General features: G+C 48.0%; 15 protein-coding genes and 1 pseudogene. 3 read left to right on the top strand and 13 right to left on the bottom strand.

The genetic code is table 11. The features are described from left to right. Positions 1–43: 43 nt before the first annotated feature. The 5 genes and pseudogenes from csrA to ACY2RR_RS18360 form a co-directional block, all read right to left on the bottom strand. Positions 44–232, bottom strand: a pseudogene (gene csrA, locus ACY2RR_RS18380) (carbon storage regulator CsrA); the annotation flags it as partial. A 427-nt stretch (positions 233–659) separates the two neighbouring features. Beyond that, complete coding sequence (locus ACY2RR_RS18375) at positions 660–1,898, bottom strand: aspartate kinase (protein WP_490109635.1); 1,239 nt, start codon at positions 1,896–1,898, stop codon at positions 660–662. Between the two features lie 114 nt (positions 1,899–2,012). Next, entirely contained in the window at positions 2,013–4,637 is a 2,625-nt protein-coding gene (gene alaS, locus ACY2RR_RS18370) for an alanine--tRNA ligase (protein WP_490109749.1), read from the bottom strand. A gap of 194 nt (positions 4,638–4,831) precedes the next feature. Next, a complete protein-coding gene (locus tag ACY2RR_RS18365) occupies positions 4,832–5,167 on the bottom strand; it encodes a hypothetical protein (RefSeq protein WP_490109634.1) in 336 nt (111 codons plus the stop codon). Positions 5,168–5,170: 3 nt separating this feature from the next. Further along, the gene (locus ACY2RR_RS18360) at positions 5,171–7,285 is read right to left on the bottom strand and encodes a S8 family serine peptidase (protein ID WP_490109633.1); all 2,115 of its coding nucleotides are present in this window, start codon (positions 7,283–7,285) and stop codon (positions 5,171–5,173) included. 220 nt (positions 7,286–7,505) lie between these two features. Between ACY2RR_RS18360 and ACY2RR_RS18355 the strand changes: the two genes are divergently transcribed. Next, the gene (locus ACY2RR_RS18355) at positions 7,506–8,081 is read left to right on the top strand and encodes a cytochrome b (RefSeq protein ID WP_490109632.1); all 576 of its coding nucleotides are present in this window, start codon (positions 7,506–7,508) and stop codon (positions 8,079–8,081) included. A gap of 27 nt (positions 8,082–8,108) precedes the next feature. Here ACY2RR_RS18355 and ACY2RR_RS18350 read toward each other — a convergent pair whose 3' ends face one another. The 3 genes from ACY2RR_RS18350 to mltC form a co-directional block, all read right to left on the bottom strand. Beyond that, the gene (locus tag ACY2RR_RS18350) at positions 8,109–8,987 is read right to left on the bottom strand and encodes an NAD(P)-dependent oxidoreductase (protein ID WP_490109748.1); all 879 of its coding nucleotides are present in this window, start codon (positions 8,985–8,987) and stop codon (positions 8,109–8,111) included. Between the two features lie 61 nt (positions 8,988–9,048). After that, complete coding sequence (locus ACY2RR_RS18345; RefSeq protein ID WP_490109631.1) at positions 9,049–9,750, bottom strand: tRNA-uridine aminocarboxypropyltransferase; 702 nt, start codon at positions 9,748–9,750, stop codon at positions 9,049–9,051. 16 nt (positions 9,751–9,766) lie between these two features. Next, complete coding sequence (mltC, locus tag ACY2RR_RS18340; RefSeq protein WP_490109630.1) at positions 9,767–10,912, bottom strand: membrane-bound lytic murein transglycosylase MltC; 1,146 nt, start codon at positions 10,910–10,912, stop codon at positions 9,767–9,769. Between the two features lie 119 nt (positions 10,913–11,031). Here mltC and ACY2RR_RS18335 point away from each other — a divergent pair, with 119 nt between their 5' ends. Further along, positions 11,032–12,000, top strand: a complete 969-nt coding sequence (locus ACY2RR_RS18335) for a 2-dehydropantoate 2-reductase (protein ID WP_490109629.1) — start codon at positions 11,032–11,034, stop codon at positions 11,998–12,000. Here ACY2RR_RS18335 and ACY2RR_RS18330 read toward each other — a convergent pair. From ACY2RR_RS18330 to ACY2RR_RS18310, 5 genes are all read right to left on the bottom strand, one after another. After that, a complete protein-coding gene (locus tag ACY2RR_RS18330) occupies positions 11,972–12,712 on the bottom strand; it encodes a hypothetical protein (RefSeq protein ID WP_490109628.1) in 741 nt (246 codons plus the stop codon). The genes ACY2RR_RS18335 and ACY2RR_RS18330 overlap by 29 nt on opposite strands. A gap of 163 nt (positions 12,713–12,875) precedes the next feature. After that, positions 12,876–13,298, bottom strand: coding sequence for a recombination regulator RecX (recX, locus tag ACY2RR_RS18325; protein WP_490109627.1), 423 nt, complete (start codon positions 13,296–13,298; stop codon positions 12,876–12,878). 37 nt (positions 13,299–13,335) lie between these two features. Beyond that, the gene (gene recA, locus ACY2RR_RS18320) at positions 13,336–14,385 is read right to left on the bottom strand and encodes a recombinase RecA (RefSeq protein WP_490109626.1); all 1,050 of its coding nucleotides are present in this window, start codon (positions 14,383–14,385) and stop codon (positions 13,336–13,338) included. Between the two features lie 226 nt (positions 14,386–14,611). Further along, entirely contained in the window at positions 14,612–15,115 is a 504-nt protein-coding gene (locus ACY2RR_RS18315) for a CinA family protein (RefSeq protein ID WP_490109625.1), read from the bottom strand. Positions 15,116–15,177: 62 nt separating this feature from the next. Further along, positions 15,178–15,738, bottom strand: coding sequence for a 2'-5' RNA ligase family protein (locus tag ACY2RR_RS18310; RefSeq protein WP_490109624.1), 561 nt, complete (start codon positions 15,736–15,738; stop codon positions 15,178–15,180). Between the two features lie 353 nt (positions 15,739–16,091). Between ACY2RR_RS18310 and ACY2RR_RS18305 the strand changes: the two genes are divergently transcribed. Next, positions 16,092–17,195: a protein kinase family protein gene (locus tag ACY2RR_RS18305; protein ID WP_490109623.1), complete on the top strand. Its 1,104-nt coding sequence runs from the start codon at positions 16,092–16,094 to the stop codon at positions 17,193–17,195. Positions 17,196–17,250 lie beyond the last annotated feature (55 nt).

Raw genomic sequence — 17,250 nt, 5'->3', positions numbered from 1 at the left:
CTTCTGGCTCCCACTCTTGATGGTGGTGCTGTTGACCAGAACCTGAATGGCCACCGGAACCTCCTTCACGCTCCTTCTGGATACGCTGATAGATTTCTTCCCGATGAACTGCAACTTCCTTTGGCGCATTAACGCCGATACGAACCTGGTTACCTTTTACACCAAGAACGGTCACGGTGACATCATCACCGACCATCAAGGTCTCACCAACTCGGCGTGTCAGAATGAGCATTACTGTCTCCTTGTTCTATAACCCATAAACAATGACCGTAATCGATGACAGTAATCCAAGCCCCCGGGAAGGGTTTAAACCGTGAATACTGCCTGCCGGTTTATTGTTACGAAGCATAAACATAATACAGGTCTGGAGATTGGCAATCCGTTACTGCATTATCTTTTAGTTCTGGCAGCACAAATCCAAAACCGTTCCCTTGAAACTGCCACTTCTGCTCACGTTTGTGTTAACGCTACTCGAAGCCACACCAGAAACACGCTGTACTAACCAGACGGCACATTGTTAACAGACACCATCCGTAAGCCCTCCTGTACAAACAGGTTAGAATCACTTCCGGAGCCTTCCCACTACTTATAACCGGCCTGCACCCTAATGGATGCGAACCAGAGAACAGGCAAACCAAGCCAACCTAATAAAGGAGGGTTTACTCCTGCTTTGCACTAACACCTTGATCAAGCTCAAATGTAGAGTGCAGTGCACGAACAGCCAGCTCAAGGTATTTTTCCTGAATCACGACCGAAACCTTGATCTCGGAAGTGGAAATTATCTGTATATTGATGCCTTCAGCGGCTAGAGCTTCAAACATCTGTGTTGCAACGCCCGCGTGGGATCGCATACCCACACCAACGATAGAAACCTTGGCAATCTTGTTATCGCCATCATATTCACGGGCACCCAGATCTTTACAGGTTTGGGCTACAACTTCCAGCGCACGCTGGTAATCGTTTCTGTGAACCGTAAAAGTAAAATCGGTGGTTTGATCGGCAGACACGTTCTGCACAATCATATCCACTTCAATATTGGCACGCCCTACCGGACCAAGAATACGTGACGCAACGCCAGGAATATCCGGCACTCCCTTGATGGTCAGTTTTGCTTCATCCCGGTTGAATGCAATACCGGAAACAACTGGCTGCTCCATCTCGCTCTGCTCCTCGAGTGTTATTAGTGTGCCCGGGCCATCCTGAAAACTGTGGAGCACCCTCAGGGTCACATTGTATTTGCCGGCAAACTCGACCGAACGAATCTGCAAAACCTTCGAGCCCAGGCTGGCCATTTCCAGCATTTCCTCGAAGGTTATTTTATCCAGTCGGCGTGCACCTTCAACAACACGAGGGTCAGTAGTATAAACACCATCCACATCGGTGTAGATCTGGCATTCTTCTGCCTCAAGAGCCGCAGCCAGTGCTACTGCCGTTGTATCCGAGCCTCCCCGACCAAGGGTGGTAATCCTTCCGGATTCATCAATCCCCTGGAAACCGGCAACCACAACCACCCTTCCGGCGTCGAGATCAGCTCTTACTGAGTCTGTGTCGATTTCTCGAATGCGGGCTTTGTTATGATAACTGTCTGTTCTGATAGCAATCTGCCAGCCGGTATAAGACCGTGCCGGGCAGTTAAGGTTTTCCAGGGCCATGGAGAGCAGGGATATTGTGACCTGTTCCCCCGTGGACAGCAGCACATCAAGCTCTTCCGGCTTCGGATGCTCCTGCATTTCACTGGCCATAGACACCAGTCTATTGGTTTCCCCAGACATAGCCGATACGACAACGACAATGTCATGACCTTCTTGACGAAACTTCTGAATCTTCTCTGCAACCGCTTGTATACGCTCTACAGTTCCAACGGATGTTCCACCAAACTTCTGTACTATCAGCGCCATGTGTTCTTGCTTTTATTTATTTACGGGGCGAAATGTACCAAATCAGTACCGAAAGAGACAGTACCGTACGCTCCCCTGAGTCAACCCCGCTGACCCAGGGGCACGGAATCCTTCTTAGAGCTTATCGCCAAGCCAGGATTCAACGGATGCCAGAGCTGCTGGCAGAGCAGAGAGATCACTGCCTCCACCCTGGGCAAAGTCAGGACGGCCACCACCACGGCCACCTACCTGTTCCGCCACCATTTTCAGCAAGTCTCCAGCTTTAACTTTGCCAGTGAGGTCTTTAGTCACACCAGCAGCAAGGGCAATCTTGCCATCGGTTTCTGCCGCCAGCATGATCACGCCGCTGCCCAGCTTCTGCTTCAGCTGATCCACCAGATCCCTAAGAGATTTGGCTTCAACGCCTTCCAGCTTGGTCGCCAGCAGCTTCACGCCATTCACTTCAACAGCACTGGAAGTCATATCTGCACTAGCAGCGCTGGCCAGTTTCTGTTTCAGCTGCTGAATTTCTTTTTCCAGATCACGATTACGGGCAACCAAAGCCTTAACCTTTTCAACAGCGTTCTCGCGACTGCCTTTAACCAGCCCGCCAATCTGCTGCAGATTGCCATCATTCTTCACCAGCCAGTTCTGAGCTGCCTGACCTGTCAGAGCCTCAATACGACGAACGCCAGCAGCAATACCACCTTCGCTGACAATAACGAACTGGCCAATATCACCGGTGCGGGCTACGTGTGTACCGCCACACAGTTCCACGGAGAAGTTCTCGGTACCCATGCTCAGTACGCGTACAGTGTCACCATACTTTTCACCGAACAGCATGGTCGCACCCATAGCAGCTGCAGTGTCCATATCGGTAACCTTGGTGCCTACCTCTGTGTTCGCACGCACCTGCTGGTTAACAATCTGCTCAACGGCCTTAATCTGCCCATCAGTCATGGCTTCGCCATGGGAGAAGTCAAAACGCAGTTTGTCCGGATCAACCAGGGAGCCTTTCTGTTGAACATGATCGCCCAGTACACGGCGCAAAGCTTCGTGAGCCAGGTGAGTGGCAGAGTGGTTACGGGCGGTGTCAGTGCGCTTATCGGAATCAACAGAGGCAGATACAGATTCACCAACTTTCAGGGAACCGGAAACCAGCTCACCAGTATGCAGATGGTTACCACTGTCTTTCTTGGTATCCAGAACCTTGAACTCACCGGCAGCACCATTCAAAGAACCGGTATCACCACATTGGCCACCAGACTCGGCATAGAAAGGTGTCTTATTAAGAACAACCACAGCCTTGGTTCCGGCAGTGATGGCATCAACAGCTTCACCATCAACGAAAAGTGCTTTGATCGTGTCGCTGTCTTCAACGTGGCCGAAATAACCAGTGAATTCAGTTTCACCCTCAACCTGAATAGAAGCGTTGTAGTCCACGCCAAACTGGCTGGCGGCTCGAGCACGCTGGCGCTGCTCTTCCATGCAGGATTCATAGCCTGCTTCATCGATAGTCAGACCACGCTCACGGGCAATATCGTTGGTCAGGTCGATAGGGAAACCGTAAGTATCGTACAGGGTGAATACAGTCTTGCCTGGAATTTCCTTACCACTGAGGTTGGCAATATCATCTTCCAGAATCTTCATACCTTTATCCAGAGTACGGGCGAACTGCTCCTCCTCCTTCTTGAGTATGGTCATAAGCCGATCCTGCATAACCGCAATTACATTGGCGGCATCACCCATGGCTTCCACCAGCGCAGGCACCAGCTTGTAGAAGAAGCTTTCCGTTGCGCCCAGCTTGTGACCATGGCGGCAGGCACGGCGAATAATACGGCGCAGGGTATAACCACGGCCATCATTGGAAGGCAGTACACCGTCAGCAATCAGGAAGGCACTGGAACGAATATGATCGGCAATAACCCGCAGGGAGTTATTGGTATTTTCGACTCCACCCAACAATTTGCCCGCTTCAGAAAGAATATGCTGAAACAGATCGATATCGTAATTGTTGTGAACGCCCTGAACAACTGCAGCGATACGTTCAAGCCCCATACCGGTATCAACAGAAGGCTTGGGCAGCTTTTCCATGGTACCGTCGGCCTGACGGTTGTACTGCATGAAAACGATATTCCAGATCTCGATAAAGCGGTCGCCATCTTCTTCTGGCGTACCAGGGCGACCGCCCCAGATATGTTCACCGTGATCGAAGAAAATTTCTGTGCAAGGGCCGCAAGGGCCAGTATCACCCATCTGCCAGAAGTTGTCGGACGCGTAAGGTGCGCCCTTGTTATCACCAATGCGGATAATGCTGTCAGCAGGTACGCCCACTTCGTTCAGCCAGATGTTATAAGCCTCATCATCAGACTCATAAACAGTCACGCAGAGTTTTTCTTTAGGCAGATTCAGAGTACCGGTCAGAAAACCCCAGGCAAAATTAATAGCTTCACGCTTGAAGTAATCGCCAAAACTGAAGTTACCCAGCATTTCAAAGAATGTATGGTGACGCGCGGTGTAACCAACGTTTTCCAGATCATTGTGCTTACCACCGGCACGCACACAACGCTGAGAAGTTGTCGCTCGGGTGTAATCACGCTTTTCGCGGCCAAGAAAAACATCCTTGAACTGATTCATACCCGCATTGGTGAACAGTAGGGTAGGATCGTCGTGGGGAACCAGAGAACTGCTATCGACAATAGCGTGCCCTTGTCCTTCAAAATACTTCAGAAAAGCGGAACGTAACTCAGAACTCTTCATATCACCATCAAACTCTTCGGGAGCCTTGTTTACACCCATCCTTGCAGTAAAGTCAGACTGCGCCAGAAACGGGGTCAGAATGGCCGCATTATATAACTATGCTGCAGGACTGTAAGGGCTTGAACGGTGAATATTTCAGCAATATGAATGTTTTGTTGAGGAAATACCTGTAGGAGGAAAGCTTTTCGGTATTTTTACAACTCATCAGCATCAACTTCAACCGGGTAAGCAACTCCATCTTCTTCTACATAATTGATTTCCGGTAAATCATCCAGCCTTGCCACAAATTCTGCATCACCCTCCAGAACCAGGCCGCAGGAACCAAAACTGCGGAGCACACGATACTTATCACCAGCCTGATCAACTACTTTGAGCATATCAGCCAGTTCACAGCTTTTTATCAGCGGAGGAAAGAAAGCCACGATATAGCGGCTATTTTCAGTTGCTCCTTCAAACGAAAAAACGCTCTGGCAGCACATGACTGCTGCCAGAGTCGCTAAACACAGGTTTTTACCCAGCAATTTTTTCATCAATTATCTGAAACCAATACTCCAGCCATTCAGGGTTCCGGAGTCCTTACGGCTATGGTCACTCACTTTCAGTTTCCATTCACCACCAGCCGGATGACCACTGGCATCCACCTCGTAGGTTTCCTTCAGGTCAGCAATATTTTCTTCACTGTCCTGTTTCTTCAGAGTCTGTTTTGTACCATCGGGGAAAATCAGAACAAGCTGAAGATCACCGATATAAGGGTGAGTGATATCAACATCAACAGAAACAGTACCGGCATCACCCTGATAATAACTGATGACAGGCACCGTCACGCCCCGAGAGCGGTTATCCGGAATATCCTCAGGAATCTGGCTGCCAAACATTTTCTGCTCTTCGGGAATACTGTTTGAAGCGAGATCATAATCCGCTTCAAGAGTCAGACCACTGAAACCTTTGTAGGCATCAATCATCACATACCAGGTGCCGGCCTGTGGTGCTGGGAACTCGCAGCTTTCTTCGTTGCCGCTTTGATAGGGAGCACAATCAAATTTCTCAATTGTTGGCCGGCGTCCACGGCGCACATAAAGATCAGCATCGCCGGTTCCACCACTCATGATAAAGCTCAGATCCTTGGCTTCGGGTGGAACCTCAAACCGATAGAAGAGTTGTTTTTCCTGCGCCCGATTCGAAGAAATAGCTAAACCGGTGACCGGCTCCCCTTTTTTCAACAGGCCTCCTTCCGCATCCACGGGAGGGGTATCAGCGACAACAGCTTTCAATGCCGCGGTCGCATCAAGGATACCGGCTCCACATAGCTCATTAGTACATTGTCGACGGGAAACTAAAGGGAAAGCTCTAGATGTATCCTGCAGAATATTTTTTACTTCGGCAGGCTTCAGTGCAGGGTTAGCGGAATACAACAGCCCAGCTACACCCGCAACATGAGGTGCCGCCATACTTGTTCCCTGATACCAGCCATAATCATCGCCCTCTGATGTACGGGCACCGGCATCAATGGTCGAGAGAATACCATCACCTTCGTACATGGTTTCACCACCCGGAGCAGTAATGTCCACCACACGGCCAAAGTTTGAATAATAAGCCCGACCACCATCACGCTTATTAGCAGCAACAGTGATCACCCCGTCACAACTGGCTGGAGAGAAATTTTTCGCATTGCGGTTATCATTACCTGCCGCCACAACAATGGTTGAACCGGCATCGAGAATCTCATTAATAGTGTCCTGATAGGTCCGTGAGCAGCTGCCAAGCCCACCAAGACTCAGGTTTAAAACCTTGGCAGGATTATTATTGGCAGGTACTCCGGGAACAGAAAGCCCGGCAGCCCAGCGCATACCATCAGTAATATCTGAGGTATAACCACCACATCGGCCAAGCACCCGCACCGGCAATATCCTGGTGGTAAAGCCAATACCCGACACCCCAAGACTATTGTTGTTCACCGCAGCAATGGTTCCCGCCACATGGGTTCCATGCCAACTGCTGACCTCCTCATTTAAAGGAACCGGACGACCACGGGAATCTGTTCCACAGGCACCAACCGGAGCATAGTCTCCCGGATCATTGGCACTTCTATCTCTCTGGGTACCATCCTGTGCTGCGTCCACATCGGACACAAAGTCATACCCTGGCAGCAGGTTATCCTCCAAATCAGAGTGAGGACGCACTCCGGTATCAATCACGGCCACCACAACAGTATTTGCATTGGCCATCAAATCCCATGCAGTAGGAAGGTTAATCCCCCCTGCTGGCTCAAAATAATGCCACTGTTCGTTATAACGAGTGTCATCAGGCGTTGACTGGTGAACCATTATCAAATCTGGTTCCGCGTAGAGCACACCTGGCTGCTTAGACACAGTGTCCGCAAGCGCCTGCATTTCACCGATATGTTTATGAAGACCAAGATCAACAACATTGGCACCACTGGCAGACATTCGAGTGCTCAGAATACGGCCACCAGCCGCCTGTGCGAGCATCGGATCATTCGCAGCTTTAGCAGGATCAACCGGACTTGCATACTTCACAATAAGGCGATTGGTTTTCTCGGCAGGTGTCGTTTTTTCTGCAGCGTAACCACAAACCGCCGCAAATAATCCGCACAACGAGAATGTGCATGAGGTGAGTAGTGACTTCATCGCTAACCACAGACTTCCAGCGAAAGTCATCTGAGGCTAGATCATATTTTCACCATCACAAGAATAAACAACCAGTGTCTAACACTTCTAACAGGGGAAATTGTGAAAAAAATGTCACTGACATTTTTAAGAGTTCAAAAAATGCACAGTAACCAAATAATAAGCCTGCATTGATACACAAAATGAGGCGACTAAAACCCAACAGATAGCGAGATACACAATGAGAGACACCAGACGATACTTATCCCCCTTAACCATCCATCTTCACTGGATTGTCGCCATTTTCATGATACTTCTCACCGCTCTTGGTCTATATATGGGAGAGGATCTCTACGACCTCCATATATCATTGGGAATCGTCATTCTGGCATTTGTTATTCCCCGTGTTATCTGGCGTTACATTAATGGCTGGCCAGAACCTGCAGGGCATTACACGACCCTGGAACACATTAGCGGAAAGGTTGTTCATTGGGTTTTGTTATTAGCCACCATGCTTATGCCACTCTCGGGAATTCTTATGGCCATTGCAGGTGGACACGGTTTACATCTATTTGGCTTAACACTGGCTCCTGAAGTTCCTGATCCAATGATGCCGGGCGAAGTTATCCCTTTGTCTCCTATGCTCACTCAGATAGGAGAGTCGATCCATGAACTGGGTAAAGTGGTATTACCTATAGCCATTACTCTGCATATTGTGGGCGCACTTAAGCATCACATTGTCGATAAAGACCGAACTTTATTACGCATGCTGCCTTCACGAAAAAGTAACCAGGAAAAGGTTCTTACTTGTAAGTGAGAACCTTTTTTAAGAGCTGAAGTTTGGCTATAAATCTTTTTCAGACAGTTCCAGGCGAGCCAGAAGAGAAGATGTATCCCAACGCTTTCCACCAGCCTTTTGAATTTCACCATAAAACTGGTCAACTACTGCTGTTACTGGGATGCTTGCGCCATTTTTACGTGCTTCATCAAGGCAGATACCTAAATCTTTACGCATCCAGTCCACAGCAAAACCATGATCATAGTCTCCAGCTATCATGGTTTTATAACGGTTCTCCATCTGCCAGGACTGGGCCGCACCTTTGGAGATAACACTGATCACATCTTCAACATTCAGTCCTGCATGCTTAGCAAAGTGAACACCCTCAGAGAGCCCTTGTACCAAACCAGCAATACAGATTTGATTAACCATTTTGGTCAGCTGTCCGGAGCCACTTTCACCAAGAAGCTTTACCTGTTTGGCATAAACATCCATAACAGGTTCAGCCTTATCATAAGCTGCCTGGTACCCGCCAACCATAATGGTCAGAACACCATTTTCAGCGCCAGCCTGGCCACCAGAGATTGGTGCATCAAGATAGCCAATGCCACCCTCTGCACCTATAGCATGCAGCTCACGGGACACTTCTGCAGAAACTGTCGTGTGATCAACAAATACGGTTCCCTCAGCCATACCTGCAAACGCACCATTGTCTCCCAGACAAACCTGACGCAGATCATCATCATTTCCTACACAGGACATAACCAAGTCAGCACCCTTGGCTGCTTCGGCAGGAGTTTCTTTATACGAACCGCCATACTGCTCAACCCACGCCTGAGCTTTTGCTGTAGTCCGGTTGTAAACAGTTACCTCATAACCAGCATTCTGCAAGTGCCCAGCCATGGGATACCCCATAACGCCCAGACCGAGAAATGCAACACGCATTGCCATAACAAACGCCCTCTATAGGTGAACAGAATCGATACAAATATTATGAAGAGTTGTTTTAGTATTGTGCCCGACAAGCTTTCAATCGTGCTAGAGCATCGCTCTCTAAACAAACGATTGATTCCCGTGCTGCCTGATAACGCTCATTAAAAACATCGAAGTAGTCGCTTACCAGCGCAGCAGCTTTGTCTTCTTCCAACCATGCTAAACACTCTGCTCCGACTTCAGCCGTGCACAGATGATTATCTTTCTGAGCACGTCGCAACTGATACCGTGATGGAGAAGAAGGAGTAATTCCCAGAACCGGCAAAGTATGAAGATAGGAACTGTGGTTATACATCTTTCTTGATTGCTGCCAGGTTGAGTCCAGCAAGATAAATACCGGCTCCCGCCCACTCTTTTTTTGCTCATTTACCGCTGAAATAGAAGCTACCGGATTATGTGGAGCCAGTGACTGTGGATAAACCAAAATCGGATAACGATCTGATCTTGCCAGCAAGTGCAGCAACCGGAAATCCGGCTCTTTTCTCTGCCAGATTGTTCGCCCGCCACCGACGCTGGATAACAATAAGCGTCCGGTATTGGTGGGTTTGTACTGCTCGTTGTAGTGCATCAGCAACCAGAAGCTGGCACTGACATTAACTTTTGGAGTTATATCGCAGATGCAGGCCACTGCTGGCATCTGGCAGGTTTCACAACGATTAACCTTCGCCCCTTTTGCCATAAAGGTACGTCTGTGGGGGAATGCATTTTCTGTCATATCAAATTCTAAAGATTCAAACTTTTCCCTTATGGAAATCTTTCTCGGCTTTGGTCACTTTCTCAAGGTAGCGGCGTGACTCCTGGCGAGGGTGACGCCTGGTCAGCGCCCAGTACACCTGGAATGGCTGAAGATTATTAATCTTCTGTATAGCTCTCTTGCGGTTTCTGTCGAATGTTTTCAAAACATTACCGGCACCACCGTTATAGGCGGAAATTACCGCATAACGCCTTGATAGCGGATCACGGATATCTTTCAGATAGGCCGTATCAAGAATATGAAGATAAGCCGTACCCGCATCAATATTATTCCAGGGCTGGAACAGATATTTCCGACTGGGCTGCCCACTACGCTTTTTTATTCTCTGAAAAACATCGCGCCCGGCGGTTGAAGGCACCACCTGCATCAATCCATAAGCATTAGCCCAGCTCACGGCAAAAGGGTTGAAACTGCTTTCCGTGCGCATAATCGCATAGATTAGGCTTTCATCAACCCGATACTTTTTTGAGTGAGCACGAACAATTTTGGCGTACTGATACTGCCGCCTGGATTCATGATTTTTAATCAGGTCAAAATCCACGGCATACACCATGCCTTTACTGGTACTTCTTCGGGTCAGACGATCCTGGATCAAATAGTCAGCATAACTTTTCGCCCGCCATTGCCAGCGAATGGGTTGACCGTTGTTATCCAGAACCTGCCCATAAAGTATGGGTTCCTTACCTAGAACCACTTCTGTATCACTGAACAGATCAACCTGCTCAGGATCATCAGGCGTTAGCAGAGTCATCACAATGGCATGATGTAGATCACTCTCATCCAGTGTTTCTACATGCACCCTGCCCTTTTCAAAATCCACCATAACCCGAGTACGATAACCATTGGAGTATTTTACATACTCGGTTCGGCCAGCACTTTTACTATCCCCCCAGTTCACTTCAGCTTCCTGGGCGAGCATACGAATCAGGGCTTCAAACCCCAGCTCATCGAAAGATTCCGGGGCCGAATATTCATCGGTTTCAAAAGAATCTTCAGAATATTGAACGGCAGGAGATTCAGGGGAAGAGGCATTACGGTCGTACACGACTGGCGGCTTGTGGGTACATCCGGCAATCAAGGCAAATAACAAGATAAGAGCAATACGGTTTTTCAGGCAGAACATGCCAATTCAACTTCCCTGTCTATTCCGGCATAGACTACCAGAGACAATTAATTCTCGACACTCACTCCATTCAGTTGGAGACTACAGTGATAAACGATAATAAAGATTGAGACTTAGTGATGATTACTCTGACTGTTTTTGGCGCAGGCTGTATTGGTTGCCATCTGGCTGGTGAGTTATTGCGTTATGCCAACCCAGAGCAGTTTGCCATTAACCTGATTGGCCGCTCAAGCCTGAAAGAAGACATCGAAACAAACGGTCTAACAGTCAGCGATTACACAGGCAGCAATCATAATTTCTTACCGGAAACACTTTCGGTTTCAACCTCTCCGGAAATCTTGAAAAACAGCGAGATCATTTTCCTCTGCGTAAAAAGCGGGCAAACCGAAGAAGCGGCAAAACAAATTCATACCTATAAACCAAATGCGACTGTGATCAGTATGCAGAACGGTGTACGCAATGCGAACCGGTTAAGAACATTACTACCTCAGGCAAATATAGTGGCGGGAATGGTTCCTTATAATGTTGTTGCGCTACCAAACGCACGCTTTCACAAAGCCACGGAAGGGAACATTTACCTTGAGGAGCATGCTACCCTCACGCCAATCAAAAACCTTCTTGAACAGACCTTTCAACCTGGCTGGTTTACAGATCTCACATCTGTGCAGTACAGCAAGCTTTTGCTGAATCTTAATAACCCAATCAATGCGTTAAGTGATTTACCTCTGAAACAGGAATTGGAAACTCGCAAATACCGCTTGCAGCTTGCTAAATGTATTCGGGAAGGTCTGGAAGTTTATAAAGCGGCTGGAGTCACTACAGTTAAAATCGGCAAGGTTCCCGTTAACTGGCTGCCTGTTTTATTGAGTGCACCTGATTTTCTATTTAAAAGACTCGCCAGCACCATGCTGAAAATTGATCCGGAAGCCCGTTCCAGCATGTGGCATGATCTGCAGAAAAAGCGGATCACCGAAATTGATGACCTCAATGGCGAGATCATCAATCTGGGCCAAAAACATAATATCGCCACTCCGGCCAACGACCATATTTACCAGCAGATCAAACAGCGTGAGCAGCAATTTCAGTGATTGATATATTCTGGTCACCCAGTTCAATCTGGGTGTCATCACTGACAAAGAACTTGCCAAGATACTCGCCAATCTTCTGTTTCTGCTCCGTCGAGACATGACGATACGCGACGGAGGACGCTTTCTGTAACGTTGCACGGGCCGTGTGAATACTTTTCTCTGCAATACGACTGGCCATGGAGTCCAGATTCAGCATCGCCAGGGGCTGCTCCAGAACAGCATTCAGCCAGGCATCCAAAAGCCTGCCCAGATGGAGAGAAACCTCTTCCTGACCCAGCCCCTCCGCATCAAACTTGGTTCGCTCAATCATTTCCAGAATACCAACAGCATGCTCGTGCTCCATTGGAATAACCAGACAGGTTTGCCGTCCTTCCAGAGGATGGTCCAAAAGCCGGATAAAACCTTTCATATATTCAGCAGCCAGCAAATGATGTTCGAGTGTCATCTGTCGAATCACCCGTTTGAGAATGGCATTAGCAATTTTCAACACCGCCTTCTCAGTAACACTGGCAATGGTATAAATGGAACGCCCCAGTCCTGCGTATTCAAGAATATCCAGTACAACAATACTCAGAGATTCTTCAATGGCGAGAGTCATAACCGACAACAGGCGGCGGGAGTCAGCCCGGGCTTCTTCCTCAACCCGATACAGGTATTTCTGACAACGTGTTTCCAACTCCCTGGAGACAGGTATCACCAACATTACAGGCATGGCTTACCCTTTTTGTTTATTTTTCTTTTTACATTATCACTCTTCTTTGACCAAAAAAGAAAAGAAATGCAAAGGTGTGGCTTACGAAGAGTGCATAAAAAAGCGGAAGGTCAGGCACGACATTCCGCTTTGGGAGGGAGATAGCAATTTTTAAAGTGAGCTTTTACCAATCACTCTGAGAGCTTTCGAAAGCTGCGCGAATCGCATCCATATCAAAACCGCGATACTGCAAATAACGCATCTGTTTGTCACGATCCCGATTATCGATTGGCGCGCCATCACCAAACTTTCGTCTGCGACTCTCCTGAGCCAGCTCATACCAGTCAGTCTCTGACTCTTCCAAAGCCAGATGAATCACTTCGCTTTCAACGCCTTTCTGCTGCAACTCCTGACGAATGCGAACAGGACCATAGCCTTTACCAATGCGAGAGCGAATATAGCTTTCTACAAACCGTTCATCAGAGAGCAGATTATTTTCTTCGAGCTGATCCAGCACCCCCTCAAGATCTTCAGTACTTTCTGCGCGAGCCCGAAGCTTACCGGAGAGTTCCTTACGAGAGTGCTCGCGGCGCGACAGCAAATCCATGGCTGCGCGCCTCAGCAGTATTTGCTCTTCAGACATATCAGGCTGGAGTCAGTTCTTCTTTCTTCTTACCTTTATCGCCGGCTTTCTCTTCAGCAGGCTCAAGGTTCAGCAGCTGACGACGGATTTCACCTTCGATTTCCTGAGCGATAGCGGCATTATCCGTCAGGTACTGGGCAGCATTTGCCTTACCCTGACCAATCTTGCTGCCCTTGTAGGAATACCAGGCACCAGCCTTTTCAACCAATTTCAGCTTCACGCCCAAGTCAATGACTTCACCCATATGGTAAATGCCCTGACCATAGAGAATCTGAAATTCTGCCTGCTTAAAGGGAGGAGAAACCTTGTTCTTCACTACCTTCACCCGGGTTTCGTTACCGATGACTTCATCACCCTGCTTCACTGCACCGGTACGACGGATATCCAGACGTACAGAAGAGTAGAACTTCAGGGCATTACCACCGGTAGTGGTTTCAGGGTTGCCGAACATAACCCCGATCTTCATACGGATTTGGTTGATAAAGATCACCAGGCAGTTGGCCTGCTTGATAGAACCAGTCAGTTTACGCAGAGCCTGACTCATCAAACGTGCCTGCAGACCTACATGGGAATCACCCATATCGCCTTCAATCTCAGCCTTGGGAACAAGAGCGGCTACGGAGTCAACGATAATTACGTCAACGGCGTTAGAACGCACCAGCATATCGGTGATTTCCAGAGCCTGTTCACCGGTATCTGGCTGGGAAACATACAGATCATCAACATCAACACCGAGCTTGCCAGCATAATCAGGATCAAGAGCGTGTTCGGCATCAACAAAGGCACAGGTGTGACCGGTTTTCTGGGCTTCAGCGATAAGACTGAGGGTCATGGTTGTTTTACCAGAAGATTCTGGTCCGTAAATTTCAACAACACGACCTTTAGGCAATCCGCCAATACCCAGAGCGATATCCAGCTGCAGGGAACCGGTAGAAATAGCAGGAATCGCTTCCCGCTTTTGGTCACCCATGCGCATAACAGCGCCTTTACCAAACTGGCGCTCGATCTGGCCAAGCGCAGCACTCAGCGCTTTTTTCTTGTTGTCATCCATTCTCTCACCTCACTCGCAATTATCCCGGTTGCTTTCCGCTTATCGAACATCTTTGTCAGCCACGCTCTGAAAACGTCACTGACTTGAAAACTCACCTGAGAAGTTGTCGGTTTAAATACTGTATGAACAAACACAAAATACTGTATACATAAACAGTATTAAAACACATCTTTTGAAAAGCGCATAGTTTTATCCAATTTCCAGAAAAGGAAAGTGATTTGAATGGTTACTTATTGAGCTGACACTGTTTCATCAGGCCTTTAATCGCAGTATCAATGCTCTGGTTTCTTACTGCTTCACGGTCTCCGGAGAACAGAAATTTCTTTGCAACCGGCTCTAAACCCTTTCGTCCCCAGGCTATCCAGACAGTGCCTACAGGCTTTTCTTCAGAGCCACCATCCGGCCCGGCCACACCACTGACAGCCACAGACAATGTTCCGTCACTATGGCTCAATGCCCCACTGGCCATCGCCAGCACAACCTCTTCACTGACTGCTCCAGCCTGCTCAAACAGAGCATTTGGCACTCCTAGAAAACGATGCTTGGCTCTGTTGGTATAGGTGATAAAGCCACCTTCGCACCATAGGGAGCTGCCCGGAACATCGGTGAGGGTTTTCATAATACCGCCGCCGGTGCAGGACTCTGCAGTTATCACTTTCTGGCCTGATTTGAGAAAGACTTCCCCAGCCTGAACTGCCAGAGTTTGAAGAATTGTGTCTGTCACCATCATATTCCCATAAATTGGCGCTCAAAAGGCTAGCTGTTTCAGAATCAGTAACATTGCCCGTTCTCTTAAATCTCCGCAACCGGCAGAAGAGGAAACTGCTCAGCCGTTCTCCAGCAACCATTTTCTTTCAGGCACAGAGCCACCTCCCGAACATTCAGAGTCAAAGGTAAAGATTCCAACTGGGGAACAAGGTCACTGGTTATATCCCGAAGCTGCATAACATTGTCACCACGGGCAATAGTGACATGAAAGACAGGATCGCCCTGCCAAGGGTTTCGATAATGATGAAGGTCTGGAAATAACTGACAAATCGCACGAAATAAGCGAAGTAACTCATTGTGAGGTTCCACACCAAGGTAAAGCGCCCCCGGAAACCCACAAAGCCCATCAATCTCAAGCTGCATTGAAGGCCAGTTTGCCAGTAGTTCAATCAGCCCCTGTAAACGTTGAGGGTTTAATTGCTCCAAGGGCAGAAAAGGATAAAACAGGCTGATATGAGCCTCACTACCCTGCTGGGATCTTGGGTCGAAGATCTTGCGATAATGCCCAAAAATTTCATCCACTTCCGGCAGCAGGATAGACAGAGATGAGCAGTCCCCTTCGGCATAATATTTATTATTTGTCACTCAGAACCACAAAGGGGTAAACATCGGGTACCAAAGGGTAATGATTTCTCCTGAATGCAACAAGACCTGCAAAGATACAAGGAGTACACCACAATAATCGTTATACCAGCCCCGCTGTTTGCCAAAGTTATTTCATCTAACTGGATTGTTATTAATTAAATGCTTGCAAGCTGTTTTAGTACGCAGGTTTCTAGCCAGGGAAACTTGTCATGCAAACAGCAGCTACTGAAACTCATCACCCTCAGCATTCTTTGCAGCAGCACCTTGTTCAGCCCGATCCGCCACTTGCCTTTCATCGCTTTGGTAAATGGGGCGTACTCGCCTGTACTGGTGCCGCACTGGTAGGTGGAGTCATGACCATTGCGGATTCAGAGCACTGGAAGACATGGGCAACAGTAACAGGCTGCTCTGTTGCCGGCGGACTTTATTGCGGATATCAAGGCCTGGTGACTTATGTACGACTGTCGGAAATCAGAAATGTTGATGAGAAAGTCGCTACCAAAGGTGGTATATACAGAATCGTTGAGGCTTATCAGCAAGAAGTCGTCAAAGCTGAATCACGAAGAACCAATAGAACAGAGAAGATAACTCCTATAGCCAGAGGCTCTTTTGGTGATGTGTACAGGTTTACGCTTGACAGTGAAGGAAGCAAAGTGGCAATGAAACAGGTTCTTCCCTCAACGGACAACAACCTTGAATGGACAAACCCGGAAATATTTTATTTAGACCTGCTAAAAGGGCAAAACTTTGTAAATCTGTATGGGTGTCATAGCAACCCACACAGGACTCTTCTTGTTTTGGAATGCTGCTTGACTGACTTAGACGCTGCCCATAAGAGGGGGATGGCTGATATCGAGAAGATGAAGGCCGCAGCAGAATGCACTTCGGCTTTGGCTTTTGTACACGATTCTGGATTCCTTTTCCGTGATGTTTCCATGGGTAATTATCTGCTGAATACTCACAACAGGTGGGTTCTCTGCGATCCTGCATTTGTATGCCCTACTGATCAAAATGAAGCAAAGATATGTGGAACACCAGAGCATATAGCTCCAGAGGTCGTTGAAGGAACACCACACAGCATTGGCAGTGATAGCTGGGGGGCTGGCATTCTTATACATACACTTGGTGGGGCTATAACGGATGATAAACAGTGCTATATCAATGTAACCACTGACATGGAAATTGTTAGAAATTTTGAGTCCGTTGGGCAGATGCATAGAAAACTGGGGGAAAGATTCAAAAAGGTGAGATTAAGGGGTAAAGATAATTACTATTCGGATTTCATGAAAATGGATATCAGGCCATCGAACATTAGCGTACTGGAAGGTCTCACTGTTAACAGCCAGTTGATTGCTGTAAGTGCCCCTATGCTGCGTGAGAAGAGTGAACATAGATTAACACCAAAGAATGCTGAACCTGTATTAAAGGCGCTCTGGAGACTGCAACAAACTGCATGAGCAGCTTCGTTGAAAGCAGGTTGTAACTTTCAACCTGCTTTCAACGATTTATTTG

Source organism: Parendozoicomonas sp. 2304DJ65-17 (assembly GCF_058148445.1).
Note: the sequence above shows the minus strand (reverse complement) of the source record. Positions and strands in the feature narration are given on the sequence as shown.